Genomic DNA, 19,806 nt, shown 5'->3' with positions numbered 1-19,806 from the left:
CCGCCCGGTGGAGGGGGCGCATCCTGGCCCGGTGCGGGCGGTCGCGCTCCGGCCGACTTCCTGACCGGGCGCGACACCGACGGCGGGCGAGCCCCGCCCCGTCCATCGCCCGGCCCTGACCCGGCGGTGGCGACGGAGGGGAGGGGAGTGGGGCGCCCGGTACTCAGCCGAAGGCGGAGAAGGTGCCCCCCGCCTGTTCCCGGTGCTGCGCGGGCGGCCGCAGACCGCTCCAGTCCAGGGCCTGGCGCGCTCGACGCTGTGCCTGCTCGGCCGCGCTGCGTGTCTCCGCCAGGACGTCACCGCGCTCCTCGACCAAACGGCCGTAGATCGGCGGATGCTCAGATATCTCTCCAGCAGTCATAGCACCTGATCATGCCCTACCCGACCGGACCTTTTCTCCGTTACCGCGTGTGGCCCGCCCCGAACCTCGGCAACTGCCGATCGATGTCTGTCGGTTCATCAGCGAAGGGACCGAGGGGAGGGCGGCGGCGTCGCGGTCGATCCCCGGGGAGGTCACGGCACCGACCTCGTGCTCACCGGGCCCGAGACCCTCGGCCACGACGAAGTCGCCGCCCTCGTCACCGAGGTCACCGGACGCCTCGTCGTACACCGCCGACTGTCGTACGAGGAGATGCGTGACGGCCTCGCGGCGCTGCTGCCGCCGGAGTTCGCCGCCCTGCTGGCCGGCATGGACCGGGCCATCGCCGAGGGCGCGGAGGACCGCGTCACCGACACCGTCCAGCGCGTCACCGGGCGACCCGCCCGGGCGTTCCGCGCCGTCCTGGAGGAGGAGTGGAGGCGCGACAGCGCGGTGCGGACCGCCGGTTGAGGCGGGGCGCAGGGGGTGCCCCGGGTCGGAGCGCGCCGGGGACGAGCACCGGAAACGGCGTGCGCCCGGGCGCCGGAGGCCGAACGGCATGCCGGTGAGCTTCTCCGCGGCGTCCCACAGCCGCCGGGCGACCCCCGGGTCCCGGGGATCGAGGCGACCATCCCGGTCCCGGCGGACCGGATCCGCAACGGCCACAAGCTCGGCTCCCGGGGCGGTCGGCCTGCGAAGTCGGACGGAAGCGACTGCCGCGAGCGGCATGCCGTCGAGTGCGGCATCAATCGCCTCAAGCGTCATCGGGCCGTGGCCACGCGGCACGACTGCTTGCCGTCCGCTACGAGGCCACTGTGCTGGTCGCGGTGATCAACGAATGGAATGAGTGGTTCTGCCGTACCCGTGATCGCTAGCCTCACCGGCCATGAAGCAGCGGCAGCAGAAGAAGCTCTCCCACCGTCCTTTCGAGGCGATCCTGTCGGGTGATGCCAGGAGCGTGGAGTCCCTGCTGTGCGGTGGAGCAAGTCCGGAGCGGAGGAACACTGACGGAACCACTCCTCTGTACCTGGCATCGGTGCAGGGAGAGGCCGAGGTGGCCCGCTTGCTCATGGAGGCCGGGGCTTCCCCTGACACTGAGAGCTGCGGCCCCGGCTCGGAGGGCACACCGCTGTGCGCAGCTGCTTGCTGGGGACACACCGCAACGGTCCGGGAACTGTTGGCGCATGGCGCCGATCCCACCCTCCGCGAAGACCACGGCGCAGGCTGGTCCCCGCTGGACTGGGCGGACAATGGCCCCCACCCCGACACTGCCGGGATCCTCAGGGCAGCAGGAGTGCACCCGACGACGAAGGTTCACCCGGCTCCGCGGCCACGAGACAACAAGCCGTAGGGGCCCGGCGTCCGCGGTCCGAGCCGGCCCGGACCCTCGTCCGGTCGGTCAATAGCGGTGGCCGGGCCAGTGCGGGTCCTCCCAGCGGGCGGGGCCGGTGAGGCCGATGAGGCGTATGCGGTGCAGTAGTTCCTCGGGAACCTGCCGGGTCCGGAGCCTGTCAGGGGCGTGCCCGGCCAACCAGGTCGCGAGCTCGGCGCACAGGGCGTCCGCGTCGCCCCGGGTCCGCCAGGGGAGCTGGTCGCCCAGCAGGTCGTACTCCCAGTGGGCAACCGCTTCGGCCAAGTGTCGGTCGGCGGCGCGGCCTTGGAGCGACTCCCAGGTGCCGAGCCAGGGGCTGAGCGTGGCGGACGCCTCCGCGCACAGCGCGAGGACCTCGTGCGCGGGGACGGCGGGCTCCTCCTCCGCGAGGGTGTGGGCCCACCAGGCGTCCAGGAACTCCCGCACCGCCGCGCTCCGGTGCGCGGGCCACTCCTGCCAGTGACCTCGTGCGAAGGAACGTCCGACCTCCGCCATGCCGGACAGCGGTTCCACGAGGCCACCGACGAGTGCCCGGGCGAACTGGGGCAGGATGCGCCGCAGCACCGCGCCGTGATCGCCCCAGTCGGGTGCGGTCCAAGTGCGATGCAGCAGGTCCGGGTCGAGCGCCACGTCCGGGACCTTCAACCGCGCGAGTTCCTCCGCGCCGCCCCAGTGGCAGTCGCACTGGGTCTCGTCACCGCGGGCGGTCATTCCGCGGAAGGTGACGTCCAGGCGGTCCAGGGCACGGTCGAGCCGCAGCCGTGCGGGAGTGTCGTCGAGGGTCGTCATCGGCACAGCCTCAGGGGGACTCCGGTGGCTTGCGCCGACCGAAGAGCACGACCTTACCGGGTCCCGGCGCCGGCGTCACCGCCGTCGCGGACGCACCGGCCGCCCGTCCGGTGGTCGTAGCCCGGCATCAACCGATCGGATGATGCCGTCTCCAGCGGGCCGGCCGATGTGCCGGGGACCACCCGCCCGGGATATTCGAGGCATGCCACCAGTCATCGAAGTCACCGATCTGCGCAAGTCGTACGGCGGCCGGGCCGTCGTCGACGGTGTCTCCTTCGCCGTCGAGGAGGGCGAGATCTTCGGGATCCTCGGCCCGAACGGCGCCGGCAAGACCACCACCGTGGAGTGCGTCGAAGGGCTGCGCGTCCCCGACGGCGGCCGGGTCCGCGTCGCCGGCCTCGATCCCGTCGCCGACCACGAGAAGGTCGCGCAGGTGCTCGGCGCCCAGCTCCAACAGAGCGGACTCCAGGCGAAACTGACCGTGCGCGAGGCGTTGGAACTGTACGCCGCCCTCTACCCGGACCCGGCCGACTGGCGGCACCTGGCCGACCGCCTGGGCCTCACCGCGCAGCTCGGCACCCGGTTCGGCAACCTGTCCGGCGGGCAGCAGCAGCGGCTGTTCACCGCGCTGGCGCTGATCGGCAGCCCGCGGGTCGTGGTGCTGGACGAGCTGACCACCGGCCTGGACCCCCGCGCCCGCCGCGACACCTGGCAGCTCGTCGAGGACATCCGCGCGGGCGGGGTCACCGTGCTGCTCGTCACCCACTTCATGGAGGAGGCGCAACGGCTGTGCGACCGGATCGCGGTCATCGACAAGGGACGGGTGGCCGCCCTGGACACCCCCGCCGGCCTGGTCCGCCGCTCCGCGGGCTCCACCGTCATCAGCTTCACCCCGTCCGCGCCGCTGGACGAACGTGACCTCGCCACGTTGCCGGCGCTCACCTCGATCGCGCACAAGGACGGCCGGGTCACGCTCTCCGGCACCGACGACACCGTCAACGCGGTCATCACCCTGCTCGCCCGCCACCGCGTCACCGCCCACCAGCTCCGCGTGCTCGACGCGACACTGGACGACGCGTTCCTGGACCTCACCGAGGAGGCCTCGGCATGAACACCGCCGTGCTGCGAACCGAGTTCCGCCTGTTCCGCCGCGAACCGGCGGCAGTGTTCTGGATCTTCCTGTTCCCGACCCTGCTGCTGGTGATCCTCGGCTCGATCCCCTCGTTCCGGCACCACGATCCGGCGATGGACGGACTGCGGCCCATAGACGCCTACGTGCCCATCGCGGTGCTGATCGCGCTCATCATGTCCGGCGTCCAGTCGCTGCCGCAGGCCCTCACCGGCTACCGCGAGCGGGGCATCCTGCGCCGGATGTCCGTCACCCCGGTACGCCCCTCCGTCCTCATGTCGGCGCAGATGACCGTGCAGGGCACGATCGCCCTGGCCTCCGCACTGCTCGCCCTCGTGGTCGGCCGCGTCGCCTTCCACGTGGCCCTGCCCGAGCAGCCGGCCGGCTATCTGCTCGCGCTCCTGCTGGCGTCGGCGGCGGCCCTCGCCCTCGGCAACGTCGTCTCGGCACTGTCGCGGACCACGAAGATCGCGGGCGCCGTCGGATCGGCGGTGTTCTTCCCGATGATGTTCTGCGCGGGGGTGTGGCTGCCCGTCCGGTCGATGCCGCACGTCCTGGCGCGGGTTGTCCAGCTGACCCCGTTCGGGGCGGCGGCCCGCGCCCTGGACCAGGCGGCGGCCGGCGACTGGCCCGGCTGGACGCATCTGGGTGTGCTCGCGCTGTGGACGGTCCTGCTGACGGCCGCTGCCGCCCGTTGGTTCCGCTGGGAATGAGCGAGCCGCGCCGGGAGACTGACGGGATGACGAACGCCGCGCGACAGATGGCCCGGGCCTCCTTCGACACCTGGGGGCCCTGGACACTGCTGCTCGCCGGTGCCGTCGCGGCGGCGATCTCCACCCGGGTGATCGGCATGGACCGGGCCGAGACGGTCGTCGCGGTGGTACTGGTGGCCGCGGGCGCCGTGCTCCAGCTGGCCTGGGGCGTGGTGAAGCGCAAGCGGCCGGGCCCGCACCGCACCGACGCCGTCCTCTACCTGCTGCGCTGGGCCCTGGGGTTCGTACTGACCTGGATCAACCCGTTCTTCGCCTTCTACGCCGTGACCGGCTACTACACCGCCGGCCGTGAACTGCCCCGCCGCCTGGTCCTGCCGGGTCTCTTCCTGACCGCCGTCACCATGTCCGGCAGCGAGATCGGTGGCATGCCACCGCACGGGTCCGTCCTCTGGGTCGGTTTCCTCCTGGTGCTGGGCGTCAACATGGGCATGGTCAGCGTGTTCACCCGGTTCGCCGAGCAGGAGCAGGCACGGCTCGGTTTCCAGGCCGACACCATCGACGAACTGGAGCGCACCAACACGGCGTTGCGGCACGCGCTGGACGAGAACGCCGCCCTCCACGCCCAACTCCTCCTCCAGGCGAGGGAAGCGGGTGTCGCGGACGAACGGCGTCGGCTCGCCGCCGAGATCCACGACACCATCGCGCAGGGGCTGACCGGGATCATCGCCCAGCTCCAGGTCGTCGCGAACGCCCCCGACCTGATCACCGCCCGTACCCACCTGGAGCGCGCCTCCGCCCTCGCCCGGCACAGCCTCGGCGAGGCCCGGCGCTCCGTGCACAACCTCTCCCCGGTCGCCCTCGCCGCCGACGGGCTGCCGCAGGCGCTGCGGAAGACGGTCACCGAATGGGGTGAACACACCGGCGTCCGGGCCGACTTCACGGTCACCGGGACCGCCGGACACCTGCACGAGGAGATATCGGCGACGTTGCTGCGGATCGCGCAGGAGGCCCTCTCCAACGCCGCGCGGCACGCCCGCCCGGCCCGAGTGGGGGTCACCCTGTCCTTCATGGACGACGAGATCACCCTCGACGTCCGCGACGACGGCACCGGCTTCGACCCGGGCACCGTACCGGCGCGCACCCGCACCGGCGGGTTCGGCCTGACCGGGATGCGAACCCGCGCCGAACGCGTCGCGGGTTCGCTCACCGTGGAGTCCGAACCGGGCCAGGGTACGGCGGTGTCGGCTCGGGTACCGTGGGTGGGCGATGACCGCTGAGCCCTCCATCTCCCTGCTGATCGTCGACGACCATCCGGTCGTCCGCGACGGACTGCGCGGCATGTTCGACTCCGCCCCCGGCTTCACCGTGCTCGGCGAGGCCGCGAACGGCGTGGAGGCCGTCGACCGGGCCGCCGCCCTGGACCCCGACGTGATCCTGATGGATCTGCGGATGCCCGGCGGCTCCGGTGTGGACGCCATCCAGGAGCTGACCCGGCGCGGCGCCCGGGCCCGGGTGCTGGTGCTCACGACCTACGACACCGACTCCGACACGCTGCCCGCGATCGAGGCGGGTGCCACCGGCTACCTCCTCAAGGATGCTCCGCGCGACGAGCTGTTCACCGCCGTCCGGGCCGCCGCCGAAGGCCGTACGGTCCTCTCCCCGGCGGTCGCCTCCCGCCTGGTCCACGCGGTGCGCACCCAGCGCCGGCCCGGCGCCGAGCCGCTGTCCGCGCGTGAGCGCGAGGTGCTCGCCCTGGTTGCCCGGGGCACCTCCAACCGCGAGATCGCCCGCGAGTTGTTCATCAGCGAGGCGACCGTCAAGACCCACCTCACCCACCTGTACGCCAAGTTGGGCGTCAACGACCGGGCGGCGGCGGTGGCCGTCGGGTACGACCGGGGCATGCTGGGCTGACCCGGCTGACCCGGCGGCGGTGCCCTGGCGGCCGGTACCCGGCGACGCGCCGGAGGTACGGCGCCCACGTGCCGCCCGGTGCCCACGTGCCGCCCGGTGCTCAGCCGTCGGCCTCGCTCCGCCGCAGCCGCAGCGCACGCCGCTGCCTCGCGGTGAGGCCGCCCCAGACGCCGTCGTCCTCCCGGTGCCGCAGCGCCCAGGCGCGGCATTCCCGCACCACGGCACAGCGGCGGCAGACCTGCCTGGCCTGCTCGATCTGCGCGAGCGCCGCGCCCTCCTCGCTGATCGGGAAGAACAGCTCGGGATCCTCGCCGCGACAAGCCGCCCATGTACGCCAATTCACAGTGCCCTCCACCTGGTCGGAAGCACGGCCGTGCGGTCCGGACACCGGGGCGGCCGGAACCACGCGGCGCGTGCAACGCGTCGCAGACCCGGCAGAGTGCTGACCAAAATAATGCATTTCGACCTGTTTTTTCCAGACCGGGGGACGATGGATCGGCCCTGATCACGGTCCGAGCGAGCAGTGCCTCGACGCGGGCACCCCGAGGGCTTGGAATCCACCTGTCTGGGCACGCGGGAGGCGGAAACGGACGGACCCAGAGGTCGACCCCAGTGAGGACGGTGCCGTGATGACAGCCTTCGAACCCGCTTCCCCGAGCACGACGCGGACCGTGCCGGTGGAGCGGCTCCGGACCGGCGCCGGTCGGCCGGCCGCCTGACCGCCGGCCCGCGCACGCCATGGCTCGCACGAAGCAGTACGCCGTCGCCGCCTCGGGACAGTGGACCGACGAGGAGGAAGGGCGTCGTCGGCTGCCCGCCGGTGAGGTCCACGCCTGGGAACCCGGCCGGAACGAGACGGTCTGCGGTCTCTCCCTCAGCCGCTCCCAGCTGGCCCGCTTCCCGCACGTCACCTGGGTCGACACGTTTCCCGAGTCCGGCGGGGCGGCGGACCGGGTGAAGCGCGTCTGCCCGCGCTGCGCCTCCGTCGCCGGACGCCGCGGCCGGGACGCACGCCCACGGTGGTGCTCGATCAACCCCCGACCCTGAGGCCGGCGCCGTCGGGTGCGGCCGGGGGGCTCCCACGGTCCCACCAGGCTGTTCTGCCGTAGCAGCAGGTACCCGTGGAAAGGCCCCAGCTGAGCACCCCGCCGCCACGGAACCCGCCTACCAGCCGTCCCAGGGGCCGTACCCGCGGACGCCGGGACCCTACGCACAGGGACCGGGGCCGTACCCACAGAGACCACCTTCCGTGACATGCAGGCCGACACCCTGATCCAGGGCTGGTGGGGCGCCCTGTCGGTGTTCGCCCATCCCGAGTACAGCGGAAGCGGTGAGGTCTCCCTGTGCCTGCACGCGCTGAAGAAGGAGGTGGCGCCGCCGCGGCCGGCCGTGCGGCGGCGCCAGCTCCCGGCCGCTCTTCGGCGGACGGGAGCTTCATCCGCGTACCGCATCCACCACGAGGACGACGTTCAGGGCGCTGATCCCGGCGCACACCGACGTGGCGAGTCCTGTCGTCACCGCGCGGTTGGCCAGCGGCCCCATCAATGACCGGCGGGCGGTGAACCACAGCAGCGGTGCCAGGACGTAGGGGATGCCGAAGGACAGCACGACCTGGCTGAGCAGGAGCGCCTGGGTCGGGGCGACGCCCGCCGCGAGGACCACCAGGGGCGGTGTCATGGTGAGGAGCCGGCGGGCCGCCCGACCGTACCCGCGGGCCGGTCCCGGCCCGGGGGCCGCGGGCGGCGGGCACGGCCCGGGGGGCGCCTGCCTCGCGACCGGATCCGCGGACGTGCCGGTCGGAGGGCGGAAGCCGAACGGCGCCGTGTGGTCGTGACCGTCGGCGCGGGGACGCCGAGGCCGTCGAGCGGGCCACGGCCGCCCAGCGGGTCAGGGCCGCCGAGCAGGTCAGGGCGAGCGGGCCACGGCCGTCGAGCCGCACCGGCCGCCGGACCCGCCGTACGGGGGCCTCCGCCCGGTGCGGCATACTCGCCCGATGGGTTCACGCACTTCCCCGGGCGGCCGGCCGATCACGATACGCAGGGCCGTCGCGAGGGATGCCAAGCGGCTCACGCGGCTGGTGCGCGGCTCGGGTGCCTACGCGGGCAAGTACGCGGCCGCGGTCGAGGGCTACCGGGTCGGTCCCGACTACATCGAGGCCCACCGCACCTTCGTGGCCGTCGGTGCCGACGAGCACGGGAGCCGGGTCCTCGGGTTCTACTCGCTCGTCCTCGCTCCACCGGAGCTCGACCTGCTGTTCGTCGCCGACGAGGCGCAGGGACGGGGTATCGGGCGGCAGCTCGTCGCGCACATGCGGAGCGAGGCCCGTGCCGCCGGGCTCGACCGTGTCAGGGTCGTGTCCCACGCGCCCGCCGAGGACTTCTACCACAGGGTCGGTGCGGTGCGTACCGGGACCGCCCGCGCCGATCCGCCCGCCGTGGCCTGGGACCGCCCCGAGTTCGAGTTCCGCATCCTTCCGGACTGACGCCCCACGTCCGCGCCCGGCCATGTCCTCGGCGTCGGGCCGGCGTTTCCCGGGCGCAACCGGGCACGCTCCCCCGCGCGTCGTAGCCAGCGGTGATCGACGCGACGGACCGGAGCGCCGGGGGGCGGATGCGGCGGGAAGTGATGGTGCGGGTGGGCGCGCTCTCGGCCGGTCTGGCCGCACTCGTGTGCGCGGTCGTCTGGTCGGTGGCCCCGTGCCGGGACATCGTGGCGTTCCGCCATGCGCACCTGTGCGGCGGCGACGTACCGACTCCCGCCCCGGCCGCGCACGGCTGCCTGGCACGCGAGATCGGCACGGTGACGGGCCGGCACGCGCACACGGAGTCGACCAGCGACGAGTCCGGTACCAGCACGCACACCTACCTCCGGGTGACGTACCGACGCGCCTCCGGCGCGCGGGAGACCCGGGAGGTCACCCCCTCCGTCTACGGTGTCGCGGCTTCGGGCGTGCGCGCGGACCTGGGCACCTGGCGGGGCGCGGTGGTGTGGATCACCGTCGCCGGTCGCAGCGACCGGTTCGACCCGCCCGCCGAGGACACCCTGAAGTACACCGCCCTGCTGGGCTGGACCGGGCTGGGCCTGCTCGTCTGGTTCCTGCTCGGGGACGGCACCGTGCGCCATCTCTTCGGCAACCTCGGCCTGCGCCCGGCCGGTTGGCTCGGCTTCGGAGCCGTGACGGGCGTCGCCGTCCACGTCGCGTACACCTATGAACTGGGGCCGGCGGAATACGTGGGGGGAACCCTGGTCTGGCTCCTCTCCCTGGCCCTCGCCGCGTACTGCGTCTTCAGCGAGGAGGCCTTCGGGAACTGTCGCAGCGACGACTCCGTGCTCGACCTCGTGCTGGAGCGCCTACGCCGCCGTGGACGCGCTCGGCGGAGAGTCGCCCGGTGACCACCGCGACCGGGAGCATCCGCGTGGCCTCCCTCAACGTCTGTTGCGGAGTCTCCAACTCGCTGCGGCCGGTGCGGGAGCGGGCGGCCGGGTTCTGCCGCCGTCTGGAGGAGACGGACGTGGACGTCGTGAACCTCCAGGAGGTCTGGACGCCGGGACTGCGGAGGTTCCTGCGCGGGCACCTGCCGTCCTTCCCGTCCGTCGCCCACGGCACCGGACTCCTCGGCCAGCCCGCCGGCGGCCTGGTCTCCTTCTCCAGGACGCCGTTGCGGTCGGCCAGGTACGTCCCGTTCCGCGTGGCGCTCGTCCGGCCCGGCGGCCTGTCGGTCCACCGCGCGCCGGTGCTGAGCAGCGGCCTGCAAGGCGTGCTGACCTTCGAGGTCGCCGGGCGCCGTACGGTGGTCGGCAACGTGCACCTGACCGCCAACCGGGACGGGGACTGGTCGGTGGGCAACCGGTACCAAGCCTTGCAGGCGGCGCAGTTGGAGACGGTCCACCGGGCGCTTCGGGCGGCCCGCCGCGGTGACACCGAGCTGATGGTCGTCGGCGGCGACTTCAACGTGCCCAGCGGTTCCGCGCTCTACGAGGGGATCGTGGACGCGGGCCGGTGGCGGGACCCGTTCGCCGCGGCGGACCTGCCCACCTTCCACCCCGCACTGCTGCCCGCGGGTGCCACGGCTCACCGGGTCGACTACCTGCTCGTCCACGGCGACCCCGGCCGCTACCCCGTCACCGGCACCGAGCTGCTGTTCACCGAACCGGCCGCTATGCCGTCGGGCGGCACGGCGTACCTCTCGGACCACCTGGCACAGACGGTCACGGTCGCCGCACCCGGGGCGGGCGCGGGCGAGCCCTGAGCGGTGCTGTCCGGCGGTTCTCCCGTCGCGCGCGAGGGCACGGCCACGCCTCACCGCGGTGCGGCCGCCATGCCGAGCGCGTACAGGAACATGTCCCGCTGTTCGTCCCCCACCTGCCGCCCCCGGCTCACCAGCCCCTCACGCCGGAACCCGGCACGCTCGGCCGTGCGCACGGACGCCGTGTTCCACGGTTCCACCCACAGTTCGAGTCGGGGAATCCGCAGCCCACGCAGGGCCCAGCGGGCCACCGCGCCGACGGCGGCCGCGGCGGCACCCTGGCCACGCGCCGATCTGACGACCCAGTAGCCCAGCGACGCACGGCCCTCGTCCAGGTCCTTCAGCCACAGCCCCACCTGACCGACCGGCCGGCCGTCGGAGGTCACGATGACGAACGGGTACCCGGCTCCGGTCGTCGCCCGGCTCCACTGCCGTTCGACGAACGCGGCGCCCGCCTCCTCGGACCAGGGCGCCGGCACCGTCGTGATCAGCGGGATGTAGTCGTCCTCCGCCGCCTCACGGACGAGCGGCACGTCCGAGAGCCGCCACGGCCGAAGTATCAGGCCGCCGTCGGCGACGAGTTCGGGCACGTCAAGGGGTTGCTCCATCCGCCCATCCTGCCCTGAACGCGGACCGGTGCGCGCCCGGGAGCGCCGCGTCAAGGAGACTGCGAGGCGGGCCCGCGTCCCGGCCGGACGGGTCCGCCGTGCCGGTGCAGGATCTCCCGGGCGGCCCGGAGGAGCGGCGCGTTGCCCCGGGCGGGCGTGCCGTCCGGAAGGATCAGCGTGTCCTCCAGGCCGATCCGGGTGTCGACGCCCAGCGCGGCCGCCGTGACCAGTACCGGCCAGGCCGTGCCGTCCGCGCCGTGCAGCAGGACGGGGGCCGCGGTCACGGCCGACACGTCCTCGACCATGCGACGGCCGACACCGGCGGCCTCGGCGACGCGCGTGTCGGTGACCTCCGCCAGGACGCGCAGGACGCCGTCCACGAAGGGGGACGCGGCGAACCTGCGCAGGGCGTCCGTGCCGGAGTAGAGACCGGCCTCGATACCGATGCCGCGGTCCGTCAGCGCCTCCGCGACCAGGTCGGCTCCGTCCTCGTGCCAGTTCACCGAGGCGTGGTCGGGCACTGCCGTCCACGACCGGACGAGGCCGGCGCGGCGGCGGGGGTCCGGTTCGGCCCAGGCCCCGGTCGTCACGCCGACACCGATCCGTGGGCCCACGGCCCGCCGGACGGCGCGTACGGCGTCCCCGACGGCCTCGGGGTCCAGGGTGTCCCGGCCGTCGGCGTCCTTGGGGTGCAGGTGGATGTCCTCGGCACCCGCGTCGACCGCCCGGCGGGCCTCGGCCGCCAGTTCCTCGGCGCCGACGGGCAGCCAGGGACACTCGGCGTGGTGGCGTGAGCCGTTGAGACAGACCTGGAGCATGCCCGTACTCTGCCACCCACCCGGCCGCCGCCGTCACGGCACCCCACCGGTGCGGACCGACATGACCCGGCCGTCGGCGACAGGATCAACCCCCGCCGTTGGGAGGTGCGTCCCCCCGCCGGTTCGTCCGGCCGCCTCGGGCCCGGTCTGTCAGTGGCCGCCGCTCGGGGGCTGGCAGTCGGTGCCGTCCGGGTAGCCGCCGAAGGCCTTCGCCTCGGTGGCGTCGCCGCTCATCGTGCCCTCCACGCACCAGGGAGAGGCACCGATGTCGACGAGGAAGTCGACACCCGTTGGCCCGTCCTGGTACGCCTGTACCTTTCCGGCGGGATAGCCGAGGCCGGTGAGTGCGTCGCGGACGTCCCGCGGGGCGAAGTCGCCGTGCCGGCGCAGCGGTTCGAGTGTCTTGGTGACCCGTCCGACGATGGTGAGTCCGTCGCAGCGGCTCCGACCGTGGAGCGGGATGGGGACCCGGAAGCCGTGGTTCTCGGCGTAGTGGTCGGTCGGCGGCGCGGTGGGGGCGGGGGTCGTGGCGGTCGTGGGCGCCTTCGGCGCGGGGCTCTCACCGGGGCAGGGGAAGTCCGTCGGCGTACTCGGTGTCGTTATCCCGGTCGGTGTCGGATGCGAACGCCGGTACGCGTCGGCCGCGGTTCCCGCGTGCTGAGTGCCGCACCCCGTCGCCAGCAGGAGCACCGCCGCCGACGGCAGTACCCCGAGCCGTACTCTCGTCTTCCTTGACATCGTCATCCCCTGATCCTGCCGTCGTGGTCGGGTGCGTGTCATGAGTCCTCCTACTCATGGGCCACAACGGCCCGTTCCGCCTCCGGCCCGGTCAACGGGAGTGCGTGCCGGGCGTATGACCGAACGCACGGCGGAAGACGTCGCCTTCATCGGCCTGAGCACGTTGGTCTCGCTGTACGCCACCGAACGCCTGGGCGGCGGTGGGGCCGTCGGCACGGCCGCGCTGTTCCTGTTGTACCTGGGCGGCGCGGTGGGCAGCGTACTGGGCGGTGCGCTGGCCGACCGCTGGGACCGGGTCCGGGTGGCACGCCGGTCGTACCTGCTGACGGCCGGATCGATCGCGGGTCTGCTCCTCGTCCCGGGCCCGGCGCTCTACCTGTTCGTGCTCCTGACCTCCGTCGGTCTGTACGTCCCGTTCTCCCTCCAGGTCACACTGGGCCAGGACTACCTGCCCTCTCGGGTCGGTACCGCGAGCGGGATCACCCTCGGTCTCACCGTGAGCGTCGGCGGTCTGATCAGCCCGGTCATCGGGACCCTCGCCGACCGGACGTCGCTGGGGACCGCTCTGGCCCCGCTGGTCCTGATGCCCCTCCTGGCCTGGCTCCTGTTCCGTACCCTGCCCGAACCCGCCCAGCCTCCCTCCGCCGGCGGAACACCCGAGAAAGGAGACGCCGTTGCCGGACCCGCACCCGCACCGTCCGGTCCCCGCTGAGACATCGCCACCGTCCGCCGGTGGTACGACGCTCCCGCCGGCCGCCGAGAGCTGCCCGCTGCTGGCCTGGGGTTCGCGTCCGCCACCGGCACGCCGACCTGGCGCCTGATGTCCGCCCACCCCACGTCGAACGGTGACGTCGAGTACTGCGAGTGCAGCTGTCGGGCCGTCGTGGTGCTGTGCCACGGTGAGGTGGTCGCGCTCACCGCTCCTCGGCGGGTCCCGGGGACGGCCCACGGCTGAGCCGTCCCCGGGACCCGTGGGCGGCGGGATCAGCAGGGGAAGGTGCCGCTGTAGAGGGCGTGCCCGTAGGAGGAACTGCCGGAGCCGAAGCCGTAGATGCCGTCGTCGCTCCAGACCGCTTCGCGGAAGCCGTCGACGCAGGCCGAGGCCGGCGCGAGGGCGAAGCCCTCCAGGTTGTCGGTCGGCATGACGGCCGGATTCGTGTACGTCACGTCGGGCACGATGGCTCCGGAGGCGTCGACCTTCAGGAAGGTGTGCGTCTCACCGCAGGTGTTGTCGCAGGTCGCGACGATGCGCTGGGTGCCGGCGTCGAACGTCACGTCCATCACGGAGGCCTTGCCGGTCGGGACCCTGCCGAAGGTGGTGTACGTGCCGTCGGAGTTGAGGGCGTAGACGTGGAGCGAGCCGTCCCACTCCAGGCCGGCGAAGAACAGGCCGGATCCGTGCAGCGGGTAGCGCGCCGGGTCGTAGGCGGCACCGGTGAGGGGGTCGATCCAGCCGTTCGCGGTCAGCCAGCTGTCCGGCACCTGACCGACGCCCTCGAAGCCGAGGTTGGCGTCGTCCTTGCTGCCGGTGTCGAGCTGCGGGAACTGGGAGGTCATGTCCCACTGGTGAACCGGGGTCAGCGTCGAGCCGGTCGCCGCCGGGTCGAACTCCAGGATCGTGTCCTTGGGTACCGAGTTCTTCGCGTTGTCGCGCTCGGAGGTCACGTAGACATGGCCGTCACCGCCGACCGTCAGCCCCTCGGAATCCGGCTCGCCGGAGCCGCCCGCGAAGCGGATCTGCTTCCCCGTCGCGCTCCAGGTCGCGTCCGGGACCCACTTGCCGGCCCTCTTGACCAGCTTGTACAGCCAGTTCTTGTTCTTGGCGGCCCAGAGCACCGACGGGTGCGCCGGATCGAAGGCCAGACCGCTCAGGTCCCGGCCTTCCGGGCCGGAGGACGTGGTGAACGCGCAGACGTCGTCCGCGATCGTGACGTCCGGCCCGCCCGGCCACGCCAGGGTGCCCGACGGGACGGCACCCGTACCGGAGGGTGCCTCGGGGGCGCAACCGCCGGTGAGCGCACCGCCTCCGCCCAGCAGCTTGCCGGTCCCGGTGCCGCCGCCACCGCCGGTGCCGCCCGAGCAGGAGTTCACTCCGCCGGGCGTCGCGGTCGTGGCGGTGCGGAACCAGCCGGTGCCGTCGGCGCACCGCTCGTAAGACGGCTTGGCACCGCCGGCCGTCCAGGTCACCGAGTCGACGGTGTCGCCGCCGCCGTCGACGAGGAAGAGCGAGTCGTCGTCGCCCAGCCCGATGGTGGAGTCGAACGTGAGGTGACCGCCCGCGGGGATGCTGGTCGCGCTCGGCGAGGACGACGAGATCGACACCGGGGAACGGGTGGTGTCGCCGTCGACGTACGTCCACGTCCCGACGCTGACCGCGCTCGTCCCGCCGTTGTACAGCTCCACGGTGTCGGCGCCGTCCGAGGTGACCTCGTTGATCCGCACCCGGCTCGCCGCCGGGACCGGCGACGGGCAGCCCGGGGCGTTCGGAGCGCCGAACGTGGACGCCGGGACCGCGGTGACCCACGCCCCGGTGCCGTCGCCGTCGCACCGTGACATCGCCGGCTTCGCCCTGCCGGCCGCCCACTGGACGCGGTCGACGACCGTACCGCTGGACGTGTACAGCACGACCTGGTCTGCGTCACCGAGCCCCTTCGGCGAGTCGAAGGTGACGAAACCGCCGGCCGGGACGGTGGTGGAGGACGGGCTGAACGACCGCGGCGAGAAGCTGTCGTCGGACATCTTCCAGCCGCTGACGCTCACCGGGGTCGAGCCCGCGTTGTACAGCTCCACCGTGTCGTTGCCCGACGAGGTGACTTCGTTGATCCGGACGTTCCGGTAGCCCGCGGGGTCCGCCGCAGTTGCCGCAGCCGCCGTGGTCGTGGCAGTCGCCGGCTGAGCGACCGTCATTCCTGTGGCGAGCAGGCCGCAGAGCGTCAGAGCCGCGGCGCGTACGGAGGCGACGCCGGCACGCGAGTGTGAGGTAGGCACGAGGCGGAACTCTCGTGACACCCTCTTGATGAGCCGTGTACGTGGGCTGAACGCGGGCTGCCGGCTGCCGGAACGTCCGGCGCGCACACCGCCTCGCTGGGCCGAGAGTCGCCATGGACGCCGGCCGGAGCCGCCTGATCCTCGCGACGCCCCGCCGAGCCCCGTCGAGGACGCCGTTGGACCGCTGAGGTCGCCCGACGGGCAGTCTCCGGGCTGGTCGGCCGGGAGGGCGCCGGTCATCATGGAAGGAGCCGGTGGCCGGCGCTGGACGAGGAGCTGACCGACAGCATGTGCCGTACCGATCCTGGGACCGTGCGAGTCCTCGTCCCGGTGACGCCCCTGCCCGGTGACCGTACCGGCCGCGTGCCGGTGAGGATACCTACGCCGGTGGCCCGGTGCTCCGGTGGCGCGTCGGCGGAAGGCGCCCGGTGATGTGCGGGACCGACGGCGAGGGACACGAGGGCCCCGACGAACGCGACGGGGGAGCGGCGGACGAGCAGACGCAGTTCTCCGCGCTGCTGGAGGACAGCACCGAAGACCTGTACGAGCACGCGCCCTGCGGCTACCTCTCCACCCAGCTGGACGGCCGGATAGCCAAGGTCAACACCACCTTGCTGGACTGGCTCGGCTACCGGCGCGACGACCTGGTCGGCCGCAGACTCTTCTCCGACCTGCTCACGGCCGGCGGCCGGCTGTACCACGAGACCCACTTCGCCCCGCTGCTGCGGATGCAGGGCGAGATCAGCGGCATCGCCCTGGAGCTGAGGGCCGCCGACGGCTCCCGCCTGCCGGTCCTGGTCACCTCGACGGTGAAGACGGGCAGGGACGGGCAGCCGCTGCTGATCCGCACCACCGTCTTCGACGCCCGCGAGCGCCGCGCCTACGAGACCGAGCTGCTGCGCGCCCGCCAGGAAGCCGACCGGGAACGCGACCGCCTCCAGGCCCTGGCCGCCACCCTGCAGAGCACCCTGCTGCCGCCCAAGCTGGTGAACGTTCCGGGCCTGGACGTCTGCGCGTACTACCACCTGGCCTCGGTCGACGAGGTAGGCGGGGACTTCTACGACCTCTTCCCCCTGGCGGCCGGCACCTGGGGCCTGTTCCTGGGCGACGTGTGCGGCAAGGGCGCCGCCGCGGCGGCCGTCACCTCGCTCGTCCGCTACACCCTGCGCGCGGCCGCCGTCTACGACCCCGACCCGGTCGCCGTACTCCGCAACCTCAACACCATCCTCTACCAGGAGTACGACGGCACCGACCCACGCTTCTGCACCGTCGTCCTCGGCCTGCTCGTCCCGGACGCCGACCGCGGTGGCTTCCGCATCACCCTGGCCAGCGGCGGACATCCGCCCGCCCTGCTGATGCGTGCCGACGGCACCGCCGACTTCCTGCCCACCCCCGGCGGCCAGCTCATCGGCGTGCTGCCCGACGCCCACATCGCCACCACCACCGTCCGCCTCGCCCCCGGCGACACCCTGCTCCTGCACACCGACGGACTCACCGAGGCCCACACCGGTGCCACCGCCGGCGACCGGGAACGCTACGGCGACGAGGCTCTCCTCGACTTCGGCCGGGCCCTCGCCCCCACCACCGCCACGGACACCGTCAGGGCGGTCCGGGAACTGCTCGACACCTTCGGCAGCGGCGTCGACGACGACACCGCCGTCCTCGCCGTCCACGCACCCCGAATCCCCCGGGAATGACCGCTTCCGGAGGGGGCGGGCCCAGGACTCGGTGTTCGGTCAGTCGCCGAGCGCGTGATCCAGGGTGTCGCGGCAGTCGATGACGGCGTCGACGCCGACGATGCTCAGGGTGCGCATGACGGACTCACCCGGTGCGGCCAGCCGCAGCCAGCCGCCGGCCTCGGTCAGGGCCCGGTGGGCCGCGATGAAGATGTTGATGCCGCTGGAGTCCATGAAGGTCACCCGGCTCAGATCGGCCACGACGCGCGAGCCGGAGCCGTCGCAGGAGCCCAGGGCGCCGCGGAGCGTCTCGCCGGTGGCGTGGTCGATCTCCCCGGCCAGGGTGACCACGCGGATGCCCTCGGTCACGGTGGTCAGGGCCGACAGCTGCTCCGTCCGCCCCGCCTGTTCGGTCCCCGTCGTCTCTGCCTCAGCCATGTCGGTCATACTGGCACACCACAGCCTCGGCCGACGCAGCTGCCCGAGGCAACGGACGTTGCTCCGCTCCTGGCGCGGCGGGGCCTCGGCAGACCAGCCGGTCGCAGACGGTGTCGCTCGAGCGTGTGGGGGTACGCGCCGTGCGTACGAGGGGAGTGAGGGCGGCCGTGAGGGGACCAGGTCCGGTGAGTGGAGACGACCCGACCGCGGTCCACCGCACCACCGTGGCCCTGGACGGCGCCGGCACGTGCATCGCCGAGGCGCGTCACCTGGCCGCCGCCTTCCTCACCCGTGTCCGGGCCGAACACGGGCTGGAGGTCTCGCAGCGCGCCGTGGACCTGACCCAGCTGGTGGTCAGCGAGCTGGTCACCAACGCGGGCAAGTACGCGCCGGGCCCGCTGCTGATGAAGCTCCGCGTCGTGGGCGCGGCGGTGGAGGTCGCCGTGTGGGACTCCGACCCGATCCTGCCCATCGCACGCGCCGCGGACGCCGGGCGGGTGGGCCAGCACGGCCTGGAGATCGTCATGGCCGTGGCCCAGAGCTTCGAAGCGGAGCGGCGGCCGGGCGGCAAGAGCGTCACCGCCCGCATCGCCCTCACCGACGCCCTCGCTCCCGCCGAAACCCGGCCCCGGCACCCGTAGGGAACGGCGCCGGCGTCACGGGCCCGGAGCGCCCCCTGTTCAGCCGCCCTGGTGGGTCACCATCGTGTCGAGCGCGGCCGCCACCGCGTCGAGGTCGCCCGATCCCGGTCCCGATCCCTGGGCGTCGAGGCGTTCGACGAGTTCCCGCCGCGAGACGACGGTCATCGCACCCCGGCCGGGTTCCGTCCCGGCGCCGTCGACCACCTCGACCCGTCCGCCCAGCAGCACCAGGACGGCATCGTCCTCGTCGCGTTCCAGCAAGTCACGAAGGTGAGCGGCAGTGATCATCGTTTACGTTCCGCCTTCCCGCCGGCAGGACCGGCTCTCGTCCGACGGACGGGCGGGTACCCGCGAGCGCCCGGCCGGAACAGCCGAGCCCCCGTGCGATACATCAGGGCCTGCTGACGCCGACGGCCGGCACCGCGGACCCCGTCGACCCCGCCCGGCAGCCGCCACCACAGGAGGCCGAGATTCCGCCCGGCCCGTCAGAGGACGTCGTAGGTCAGGTGCGTCGCGGTCGATGTCGAGGTCACGCTCCGCTGCACGAACCCGCGCGGCACCGCGCCGGTGAACAGTGGGGTGCCCGCACCCAGGACGACGGGGGCGAGGTGCAGGGTCAGCGCGTCCACCAGGCCGGCGTCGAGCGCCGAGGCGATCGTGGCGCCGCCGCCCATGAGGACGACATCGAGGTCGTTGCCGCTGCGCGCCGACGCCGCCTCGGCCCGTTCGCGCGCGGCGGCCACGGCATCGGGTAGACCGGTCGTGACGAACGTCCAGTCGAGGTCGGCGAGCCGCACCGACTCCGGTGCGGAACCCGTCACGACGAAGAAGGGGGGCTTGCCGACCTCGCCGGCGCCGTAACCCCTCGTGTCGTCCCAGCCGCGGGGCCCGTCGACCACGTCGAAGAGACGGCGGCCGAGAATCACGGCACCCGAGCGGGCGGTCGCCTCGGCCAGGTACCGGCGGTCGCCGGGGGCGTCGGAGAACGCCCAGTCGTGCAGGGCCTCGCCGCCGGTGCCCAGACCGTTGTCCGGTCCTGGGTCGGGTCCGGTGACGAAGCCGTCGAGAGAGATCGAGATGTCCGCGATGATCCGAGTCATGGCAGGGGAGACCCGATCCGCCGCCCGAACTCATCGGGTGTCCCGGCTCGCGTCCCCCGCGCGGTCTCCTGTCGGTGGCAGAGGCTCCCGCACAGCGGGACGACCGTGGCGCCCGCACGTGCGGTGCAGGAGGTCTGCTCGACCAGCTTTCCCAGGCGGCCAGGTTGGCCCGTTCGGCGTCGGTTCCCCTGCGCCCCTCACGGGCCGGGCGCAGGCCCGCGAGGGGCGCGGCGGTCTCCAGCCGGGTGAGCAGGGGCCTGCACGCAGTCCCGGAGTCTGG

At 73.1% G+C, this 19,806-nt stretch carries 21 protein-coding genes and 3 pseudogenes; 13 read left to right on the top strand and 11 right to left on the bottom strand.

Translation table 11 applies throughout. From position 1 onward, the window contains the following. Nucleotides 1-163 precede the first annotated feature (163 nt). Complete coding sequence (locus tag ACIQVT_RS02515; protein ID WP_403746214.1) at nucleotides 164-361, bottom strand: hypothetical protein; 198 nt, start codon at nucleotides 359-361, stop codon at nucleotides 164-166. A gap of 159 nt (nucleotides 362-520) precedes the next feature. On the opposite strand from ACIQVT_RS02515, the pseudogene ACIQVT_RS02510 reads away from it, so the two are divergent. Together ACIQVT_RS02510 and ACIQVT_RS02505 are read left to right on the top strand one after the other, a co-directional pair. After that, a pseudogene (locus ACIQVT_RS02510) lies at nucleotides 521-829 on the top strand (ergot alkaloid biosynthesis protein); the annotation flags it as partial. A 415-nt stretch (nucleotides 830-1,244) separates the two neighbouring features. Further along, a complete protein-coding gene (locus ACIQVT_RS02505) occupies nucleotides 1,245-1,709 on the top strand; it encodes an ankyrin repeat domain-containing protein (protein WP_403746212.1) in 465 nt (154 codons plus the stop codon). Between the two features lie 48 nt (nucleotides 1,710-1,757). Here ACIQVT_RS02505 and ACIQVT_RS02500 read toward each other — a convergent pair whose 3' ends face one another. After that, nucleotides 1,758-2,519, bottom strand: coding sequence for a hypothetical protein (locus ACIQVT_RS02500; protein ID WP_403746209.1), 762 nt, complete (start codon nucleotides 2,517-2,519; stop codon nucleotides 1,758-1,760). Nucleotides 2,520-2,721: 202 nt separating this feature from the next. Between ACIQVT_RS02500 and ACIQVT_RS02495 the strand changes: the two genes are divergently transcribed. The 4 genes from ACIQVT_RS02495 to ACIQVT_RS02480 are packed head-to-tail and all read left to right on the top strand — an operon-like array spanning nucleotide 2,722 to nucleotide 6,272. Next, complete coding sequence (locus ACIQVT_RS02495) at nucleotides 2,722-3,630, top strand: ABC transporter ATP-binding protein (protein ID WP_403746207.1); 909 nt, start codon at nucleotides 2,722-2,724, stop codon at nucleotides 3,628-3,630. After that, nucleotides 3,627-4,361, top strand: coding sequence for an ABC transporter permease (locus ACIQVT_RS02490; protein WP_403746205.1), 735 nt, complete (start codon nucleotides 3,627-3,629; stop codon nucleotides 4,359-4,361). The genes ACIQVT_RS02495 and ACIQVT_RS02490 overlap by 4 nt, the downstream gene beginning before the upstream one ends. 26 nt (nucleotides 4,362-4,387) lie before the next feature. After that, nucleotides 4,388-5,638 carry a sensor histidine kinase gene (locus ACIQVT_RS02485; RefSeq protein ID WP_403746202.1) on the top strand — a complete coding sequence of 417 codons (1,251 nt, stop codon included), beginning with the start codon at nucleotides 4,388-4,390 and terminating at the stop codon, nucleotides 5,636-5,638. Continuing rightward, nucleotides 5,628-6,272: a response regulator gene (locus tag ACIQVT_RS02480; protein ID WP_403746198.1), complete on the top strand. Its 645-nt coding sequence runs from the start codon at nucleotides 5,628-5,630 to the stop codon at nucleotides 6,270-6,272. The genes ACIQVT_RS02485 and ACIQVT_RS02480 overlap by 11 nt, the downstream gene beginning before the upstream one ends. 100 nt (nucleotides 6,273-6,372) lie before the next feature. Here ACIQVT_RS02480 and ACIQVT_RS02475 read toward each other — a convergent pair whose 3' ends face one another. After that, nucleotides 6,373-6,615, bottom strand: a complete 243-nt coding sequence (locus ACIQVT_RS02475; protein WP_403746196.1) for a WhiB family transcriptional regulator — start codon at nucleotides 6,613-6,615, stop codon at nucleotides 6,373-6,375. Between the two features lie 395 nt (nucleotides 6,616-7,010). Between ACIQVT_RS02475 and ACIQVT_RS02470 the strand changes: the two genes are divergently transcribed. Then, entirely contained in the window at nucleotides 7,011-7,319 is a 309-nt protein-coding gene (locus ACIQVT_RS02470) for a hypothetical protein (protein WP_403746192.1), read from the top strand. A 387-nt stretch (nucleotides 7,320-7,706) separates the two neighbouring features. On the opposite strand, the pseudogene ACIQVT_RS02465 reads toward ACIQVT_RS02470, so the two are convergent. After that, nucleotides 7,707-7,955: pseudogene (locus tag ACIQVT_RS02465) on the bottom strand (divalent metal cation transporter); the annotation flags it as partial. A 310-nt stretch (nucleotides 7,956-8,265) separates the two neighbouring features. Between ACIQVT_RS02465 and ACIQVT_RS02460 the strand changes: the two are divergent. The 3 genes from ACIQVT_RS02460 (at nucleotide 8,266) to ACIQVT_RS02450 (ending at nucleotide 10,522) form a co-directional block, all read left to right on the top strand. Further along, nucleotides 8,266-8,754 carry a GNAT family N-acetyltransferase gene (locus tag ACIQVT_RS02460; protein ID WP_403746190.1) on the top strand — a complete coding sequence of 163 codons (489 nt, stop codon included), beginning with the start codon at nucleotides 8,266-8,268 and terminating at the stop codon, nucleotides 8,752-8,754. A gap of 92 nt (nucleotides 8,755-8,846) precedes the next feature. Continuing rightward, nucleotides 8,847-9,665, top strand: a complete 819-nt coding sequence (locus tag ACIQVT_RS02455) for a hypothetical protein (RefSeq protein ID WP_403746185.1) — start codon at nucleotides 8,847-8,849, stop codon at nucleotides 9,663-9,665. Beyond that, nucleotides 9,662-10,522: an endonuclease/exonuclease/phosphatase family protein gene (locus tag ACIQVT_RS02450; RefSeq protein WP_403746182.1), complete on the top strand. Its 861-nt coding sequence runs from the start codon at nucleotides 9,662-9,664 to the stop codon at nucleotides 10,520-10,522. The genes ACIQVT_RS02455 and ACIQVT_RS02450 overlap by 4 nt, the downstream gene beginning before the upstream one ends. 50 nt (nucleotides 10,523-10,572) lie before the next feature. Here ACIQVT_RS02450 and ACIQVT_RS02445 read toward each other — a convergent pair whose 3' ends face one another. From ACIQVT_RS02445 to ACIQVT_RS02435, 3 genes are all read right to left on the bottom strand, one after another. Continuing rightward, nucleotides 10,573-11,127: a GNAT family N-acetyltransferase gene (locus tag ACIQVT_RS02445; protein WP_403746179.1), complete on the bottom strand. Its 555-nt coding sequence runs from the start codon at nucleotides 11,125-11,127 to the stop codon at nucleotides 10,573-10,575. A 50-nt stretch (nucleotides 11,128-11,177) separates the two neighbouring features. After that, entirely contained in the window at nucleotides 11,178-11,945 is a 768-nt protein-coding gene (locus ACIQVT_RS02440) for a 3-keto-5-aminohexanoate cleavage protein (RefSeq protein WP_403746177.1), read from the bottom strand. Between the two features lie 150 nt (nucleotides 11,946-12,095). Next, nucleotides 12,096-12,689 (bottom strand): hypothetical protein, encoded by a 594-nt coding sequence (locus tag ACIQVT_RS02435; RefSeq protein ID WP_403746175.1) that lies wholly within the window; start codon nucleotides 12,687-12,689, stop codon nucleotides 12,096-12,098. Between the two features lie 133 nt (nucleotides 12,690-12,822). Between ACIQVT_RS02435 and ACIQVT_RS02430 the strand changes: the two are divergent. After that, nucleotides 12,823-13,395, top strand: a pseudogene (locus tag ACIQVT_RS02430) (MFS transporter); the annotation flags it as partial. Between the two features lie 272 nt (nucleotides 13,396-13,667). Here ACIQVT_RS02430 and ACIQVT_RS02425 read toward each other — a convergent pair. Further along, nucleotides 13,668-15,671: a lamin tail domain-containing protein gene (locus ACIQVT_RS02425; protein ID WP_403746173.1), complete on the bottom strand. Its 2,004-nt coding sequence runs from the start codon at nucleotides 15,669-15,671 to the stop codon at nucleotides 13,668-13,670. 431 nt (nucleotides 15,672-16,102) lie between these two features. Between ACIQVT_RS02425 and ACIQVT_RS02420 the strand changes: the two genes are divergently transcribed. Beyond that, nucleotides 16,103-17,368, top strand: coding sequence for a PP2C family protein-serine/threonine phosphatase (locus ACIQVT_RS02420; RefSeq protein ID WP_403746171.1), 1,266 nt, complete (start codon nucleotides 16,103-16,105; stop codon nucleotides 17,366-17,368). Nucleotides 17,369-17,407: 39 nt separating this feature from the next. Here ACIQVT_RS02420 and ACIQVT_RS02415 read toward each other — a convergent pair whose 3' ends face one another. After that, a complete protein-coding gene (locus ACIQVT_RS02415) occupies nucleotides 17,408-17,785 on the bottom strand; it encodes an STAS domain-containing protein (RefSeq protein ID WP_403746168.1) in 378 nt (125 codons plus the stop codon). A gap of 185 nt (nucleotides 17,786-17,970) precedes the next feature. Here ACIQVT_RS02415 and ACIQVT_RS02410 point away from each other — a divergent pair, with 185 nt between their 5' ends. After that, a complete protein-coding gene (locus tag ACIQVT_RS02410) occupies nucleotides 17,971-18,426 on the top strand; it encodes an ATP-binding protein (RefSeq protein WP_403746164.1) in 456 nt (151 codons plus the stop codon). Between the two features lie 39 nt (nucleotides 18,427-18,465). On the opposite strand, the gene ACIQVT_RS02405 is transcribed toward ACIQVT_RS02410, so the two are convergent. Beyond that, the gene (locus ACIQVT_RS02405; RefSeq protein ID WP_403746161.1) at nucleotides 18,466-18,687 is read right to left on the bottom strand and encodes a hypothetical protein; all 222 of its coding nucleotides are present in this window, start codon (nucleotides 18,685-18,687) and stop codon (nucleotides 18,466-18,468) included. A 224-nt stretch (nucleotides 18,688-18,911) separates the two neighbouring features. After that, a complete protein-coding gene (locus ACIQVT_RS02400) occupies nucleotides 18,912-19,526 on the bottom strand; it encodes a dihydrofolate reductase family protein (RefSeq protein WP_403746158.1) in 615 nt (204 codons plus the stop codon). Between the last annotated feature and the right edge of the window lie 280 nt (nucleotides 19,527-19,806).

The organism is Streptomyces sp. NPDC100445, assembly GCF_044759735.1.
Taxonomy (GTDB): Bacteria; Actinomycetota; Actinomycetes; order Streptomycetales; family Streptomycetaceae; genus Streptomyces.
This window is presented reverse-complemented; position numbering and strand designations above follow the sequence as displayed.

Bases quoted from the DNA above. Each gene is read 5' to 3' on its own strand.
- ACIQVT_RS02515 (WP_403746214.1), bottom strand. From the start codon at position 361: ATGACTGCTGGAGAGATATCTGAGCATCCGCCGATCTACGGCCGTTTG.
- ACIQVT_RS02505 (WP_403746212.1), top strand. From the start codon at position 1,245: ATGAAGCAGCGGCAGCAGAAGAAGCTCTCCCACCGTCCTTTCGAGGCG.
- ACIQVT_RS02500 (WP_403746209.1), bottom strand. From the start codon at position 2,519: ATGACGACCCTCGACGACACTCCCGCACGGCTGCGGCTCGACCGTGCC.
- ACIQVT_RS02495 (WP_403746207.1), top strand. From the start codon at position 2,722: ATGCCACCAGTCATCGAAGTCACCGATCTGCGCAAGTCGTACGGCGGC.
- ACIQVT_RS02490 (WP_403746205.1), top strand. From the start codon at position 3,627: ATGAACACCGCCGTGCTGCGAACCGAGTTCCGCCTGTTCCGCCGCGAA.
- ACIQVT_RS02485 (WP_403746202.1), top strand. From the start codon at position 4,388: ATGACGAACGCCGCGCGACAGATGGCCCGGGCCTCCTTCGACACCTGG.
- ACIQVT_RS02480 (WP_403746198.1), top strand. From the start codon at position 5,628: ATGACCGCTGAGCCCTCCATCTCCCTGCTGATCGTCGACGACCATCCG.
- ACIQVT_RS02470 (WP_403746192.1), top strand. From the start codon at position 7,011: ATGGCTCGCACGAAGCAGTACGCCGTCGCCGCCTCGGGACAGTGGACC.
- ACIQVT_RS02460 (WP_403746190.1), top strand. From the start codon at position 8,266: ATGGGTTCACGCACTTCCCCGGGCGGCCGGCCGATCACGATACGCAGG.
- ACIQVT_RS02445 (WP_403746179.1), bottom strand. From the start codon at position 11,127: ATGGAGCAACCCCTTGACGTGCCCGAACTCGTCGCCGACGGCGGCCTG.
- ACIQVT_RS02440 (WP_403746177.1), bottom strand. From the start codon at position 11,945: ATGCTCCAGGTCTGTCTCAACGGCTCACGCCACCACGCCGAGTGTCCC.
- ACIQVT_RS02435 (WP_403746175.1), bottom strand. From the start codon at position 12,689: ATGACGATGTCAAGGAAGACGAGAGTACGGCTCGGGGTACTGCCGTCG.
- ACIQVT_RS02420 (WP_403746171.1), top strand. From the start codon at position 16,103: ATGTGCGGGACCGACGGCGAGGGACACGAGGGCCCCGACGAACGCGAC.
- ACIQVT_RS02415 (WP_403746168.1), bottom strand. From the start codon at position 17,785: ATGGCTGAGGCAGAGACGACGGGGACCGAACAGGCGGGGCGGACGGAG.
- ACIQVT_RS02400 (WP_403746158.1), bottom strand. From the start codon at position 19,526: ATGACTCGGATCATCGCGGACATCTCGATCTCTCTCGACGGCTTCGTC.